The 4,263-nt window shown below is 56.9% G+C and carries 3 protein-coding genes; 2 read left to right on the top strand and 1 reads right to left on the bottom strand.

Going from position 1 to position 4,263, the window contains the following annotated elements:
• Positions 1–1,548 (bottom strand): GMC family oxidoreductase (locus tag ACEW8P_RS14775; protein ID WP_373513847.1); only part of this gene is annotated, 1,548 nt, incomplete at its 3' end.
• Between the two features lie 189 nt (positions 1,549–1,737).
• Here ACEW8P_RS14775 and ACEW8P_RS14770 point away from each other — a divergent pair.
• Together ACEW8P_RS14770 and ACEW8P_RS14765 are read left to right on the top strand one after the other, a co-directional pair.
• Positions 1,738–3,216, top strand: coding sequence for a xylulokinase (locus tag ACEW8P_RS14770; protein ID WP_373513846.1), 1,479 nt, complete (start codon positions 1,738–1,740; stop codon positions 3,214–3,216).
• Between the two features lie 303 nt (positions 3,217–3,519).
• Positions 3,520–4,098 carry a transposase gene (locus ACEW8P_RS14765; protein ID WP_373513848.1) on the top strand — a complete coding sequence of 193 codons (579 nt, stop codon included), beginning with the start codon at positions 3,520–3,522 and terminating at the stop codon, positions 4,096–4,098.
• Positions 4,099–4,263 lie beyond the last annotated feature (165 nt).

Below are 4,263 nucleotides of genomic sequence, written 5' to 3'. Positions count from 1 at the left end.
ATTGGTGTTGCCCGCCACGATGCGGGGCATGATGGAAGCATCCACGACGCGCAGCCCCTCGATGCCGCGAACGCGGAGTTTTTCGTCCACTACGGCTTCCTCATCCTGACCCATTTTACAGGTGCCCACCGGATGATAGATTGTTTCCAGGTTTTTTTTGATGTGCTGGATGAGCGCCTCGTCGGAGCCGTAGTCGGGCGGGGTACTTATGCGCTCGCGATAGTTGTCGAACGCTTTGGCTTGCATGAGTTCAATGGCCATTTTGGTTCCTTTCAGAAGCGTTTTCAAGTCGTCTTCGGCCGAGAGTAGGTTGGGCTGAATCAGCGGCGCGTCGCCCGGATGCGCCGAGCGCAGCGCCACGTAGCCCCGGCTTTTGGGTTTTAGCAGGGTTGGCAGTATGGTGTAGCCATTGGTGTAGGGGTACGTATCGAGGTTGTAGAGGTCGGCACTCTCGTCGTTGCCGAGGTACGTGGGGGAAAAGTGAAATTGAAAATCGACCGGGTCGGCAGAATCCGTGAGTTTCAGGAAAGCCACTGCCTCGAGCGGCCCCATCGTGAAGGGGCCTTTTTTGAACAGGGCGTAGTTCAGCAGCCCGATGATTTGTCGGTGGGGCCGTAGTTCGTGGTTGGCCAGCGGAACGCGGGATAGCGAACTGACGGGTAAAAAAAGATGGTCCTGCAAGTTCTTGCCTACGCCCGGCAGATGCTTTTTTACGGCGATTCCGTGCCTGGCCAATTCCTCCGTTTCTCCAATTCCCGAGAGCATCAGCAACTGTGGCGAGTTGAAAGAGCCCGCCGAGAGAATTACCTCTTTGGTAGCCTGAACTACCTGCACGGACGACTGGCCTGTGACAAATTCCACGCCTACGGCCCGGTCGTTCTCGATTAAGACGCGTTGCGTGTGGGCGTTGGTGACGACTTTCAAGTTAGGACGTTGCAGTACGGGTTTCAGGAAAGCCCCCGCCGTGCTGTGCCTTTTCTGCCCCTTGGTCGTAAACTGCAACAGGCCCGCTCCCAACTGGCTGGCTCCGTTGTAATCCTGGTTTTCCGGTAAGCCCAGTTCGCGACACGCTTTCACGAAGGCATCGGATGCGGGCGTACGGTAGCGCTGGGCGAAAGTGACGTTCAATACTCCGCCTTGCCCATGGAATTCGTTCTGAATCTGTTCATTGTGTTCCGATCGGATGAAGTAAGGCAGTAGGTCATCGTAGCTCCATCCGGGGTTTCCGAGGGAAGTCCATTCGTCGTAGTCGGCGCGGTTGCCGCGCACGTAGGCCATCGCGTTGATCGAACTGCTGCCGCCTAAGGTCTTGCCGCGCGGCTGGTACAAGCGGCGGCCGAGTACGTATTCCTGCGGTTCGGTGGAGTACCCCCAATCCACCGAACTGCGGTTAAGTTTGGCGTAAGCTGCCGGGATGTGAATCTCCATCTTCTTGTCCGGCCCGCCCGCTTCCAGCAGTAGCACCGAATTGGCCGGGTCGGTCGAAAGACGATTGGCTAAGACGCAGCCCGCCGAACCCGCTCCCACGATAATGTAGTCGTATTTCATGGCTGCGCTTGAATGGGGTTCTAACTTTTGGTTTCTTGAATAAAGCTAATGTGCGCTTGAAGTTAAGAAAAAATTCCCTGTCCGTTTTTTTGCTAGGTTAGCATCCGGTAGATTTTTTGCTTTGTCGCTTCACGCCTTTGTACCTTTGTCGCTTTGCGGCTCTGTCGCTTCCCCTAACCCCAAAAACCTATGTACTTCCTTGGATTCGATGTCGGCAGTTCATCCGTGAAAGCTTGCCTGTTGGCCGCCAACACCGGGCAGGTCGTGGCGTCAGCCTTTTTCCCTGAAACCGAAATGCCAATGGATGCCCCGCAGCCCGGCTTTGCTGAACAGCAGCCCGAGCAGTGGTGGGCCAACGCCTGCCGCGCCTCGAAAGCCGTGATGCAGCAGTCCGGGATCGCACCCGAGGAGGTAAGGGCCATCGGGATTTCCTACCAAATGCACGGCCTGGTGGTGGTGGACGACGAAATGAACGTGCTACGTCCCTCGATCATCTGGTGCGATAGCCGAGCCGTGGAGGTCGGCAACGCCGCCCTCGAAGCGATGGGGCCGGAGGTGGTGCTGCCGCATCTGCTCAACTCGCCGGGCAACTTCACGGCTTCCAAACTGGCGTGGGTCAAGCAGAACGAGCCAGCGATTTACGCCAAAGTTCATAAATTCATGCTTCCCGGCGACTACCTCGCCGCCCGCATGACGGACGAAGTGGCCACGACGCCCTCGGGCCTGTCGGAGGGGATTTTCTGGGATTTTCTGGACGAGCAGCCCGCTGGATTCTTGCTGGATTACTTCGGTTTCGAGGCCGATTTGCTGCCGCAGGTGTTTCCTACCTTTGGCGATCAGGGGCAGCTTACCCGCCCCGCCGCCGAAGCGCTGGGGCTGGCAGAGGGTACCCCCGTGACCTACCGCGCCGGGGATCAGCCCAACAACGCTTTTTCGCTCAATGTCCTGGAACCGGGCGAGGTAGCTGCCACAGCGGGCACTTCGGGTGTGGTTTACGGCGTGAGCGACCAGTCGAAGTACGACGCCGAGTCGCGGGTGAATACCTTCCTGCACGTCAATCACAAACTCGGAACCCCCCGCTACGGCGTGTTGCTGTGCGTCAACGGTACGGGCATCGTCAACAGTTGGCTGCGCAATAATGTCCTGGACCGTCGCGTGTCGTACCCCGAAATGAACGACCTCGCCGCGCAAGCACCCATCGGCTCCGACGGACTGCTGTGCCTGCCCTTCGGCAACGGGGCCGAGCGGATGCTCTGCAACCGCGATCCCGGCGCGACTTTCCAAGGCTTGCAGTTCAACCGCCACGGCCTGAGTCACCTTATCCGGGCCTCGCAGGAAGGCATCGTCTTTGCGCTTTACTACGGAATGCAGGTCATGGAAAACTTAGGCGTGTCGCTCAAAAACATCCGCGCCGGGGAAGCCAACATGTTCCTCAGCCCAATTTTCCGCGAAACCTTCGCCAGCATTTCCGGCGCGACGGTCGAACTCTACAATACCGACGGTGCACAGGGTGCCGCCCGCGGGGCGGGAATGGGGCTAGGCCACTACAAAAATCGCGAAGAAGCCTTCGTCGGCCTTACCGCTACCCACACCATAGAGCCGGATGCGGCTAAGGGAGAGGAATATCGGGAGGCGTATGGGAGGTGGAAGGAGGCGATGGGGAATTAAAGAATAAGGAGGAGCGAGGAAAGGAATAAAGGAACGGGGCCGCCCCATAGATTTGTGAGATAATTGTTAACTTCAAAAAGTACAATACCAGAAGATCCGAAGGTGTTAGCGGTGAACTATGGCGGGCCGCCCCGTGGCGGCCGCCTATCAAATAGACTTATCGCCGGAATTAGTCCCTCACGCCTTTTCACTGAACGGTTGCCATTTAGAATTCTAAGCATCAGGCTTATTAGGGGGATTAGCATTTCGGTGTATTCGGTTCTGGATTTCTCACCTAAACCACCAAGACGATGAACAAGCAGTATTTTATCGGTATCGACCGGGGGCGCCCGTGCGCTCTCCAAGGCCACTATCGACGCGGCACTCTGTGAGGCCGAAGGTCTCGACCATTTCACCCACGACCAGTTCGCCAACACTACGGCGGGCTTCAAGAGACTGCTCTTTTGGCTCGTCAAGCAGGGTGCCGATGCTGGTAACAGCCTGGTGGGCATGGAGCACACGGGCCACTGCACGCTGGCCCTGTGCTGCTTCTTGCAGCAGAGCAGCATACCTCACACGCTCATCAGCCCGCTGCACCTTAAAAGGTGCCTGGGCATGGCCCGAGGCAAGACGGGGCGCCCCGAGGCGCGCCCGCGTCGACGCGGGCCGCATCGCCTCCTCCTGGTTATATCGTTTCAGCCAACTATTGACGCTCACGTGGCACATACCCACTATTTCGCCCACATCCTTCGAGGTGCGGCCTGCGGCCTTCAACAGGATGAGTTGGCAACGACTACGCGAGGCATGGCTCTTGCCTGTTTTGACTCCTTTGGTCAGCTCAGCGCGCTGCCCCTCGCTGAGGACTGGCGTGTTTTTTCGTCCCATCAGACGAAGATAGATTAATGCAAACTAATTTCATTGTACTACTTAAGTAATCAGGCAGAATTAAACGTCACTATATTTTTATCAATCGTTTCATCAAAACATATTTTGTACTTTACCCCAAATCTGGCAACTATGGCAAAAACTGCTTTTTTCAGGCGACCCCACGATCTGTAGTTCACCTTA

It is taken from the genome of Persicitalea sp., assembly GCF_041751555.1.
GTDB lineage: Bacteria > Bacteroidota > Bacteroidia > Cytophagales > Spirosomataceae > Persicitalea.
This window is presented reverse-complemented; position numbering and strand designations above follow the sequence as displayed.